At 37.5% G+C, this 248-nt stretch carries 1 protein-coding gene; it reads left to right on the forward strand.

Features of this window, described 5'->3' with window-relative positions; all coding sequences use genetic code 11:
- Positions 1–70: 70 nt before the first annotated feature.
- On the forward strand, positions 71–248 hold a 178-nt coding region (locus SB660_RS22655; RefSeq protein WP_410584751.1), incomplete at its 3' end, for a hypothetical protein.

The raw sequence follows: 248 nt of genomic DNA on the forward strand, positions 1-248 counted from the left end.
GATAAGATTTTTTCTTATCTTCCGTTTCGTCGCGTATAATAGGAACAGATTGTATGAGGGGGAACGTCAATTGCGTAAATCTTTACCATTTGCATTAACGAAGGATCGCTCGTTTTTCGAGTCATTAGGTGACTGGATGGGCGATGTCCTTTATGATGAATTACCAGAAAAAGGATTTGAATGCCGTGATGAGCAAATTTTCATGGCCTATCAAATTGAACAGGCGTTAAAAGAAAAAAATGTGTTAT

This window comes from Bacillus sp. SIMBA_005, from assembly GCF_046535585.1.
Lineage (GTDB): Bacteria > Bacillota > Bacilli > Bacillales > Bacillaceae > Bacillus > Bacillus pumilus.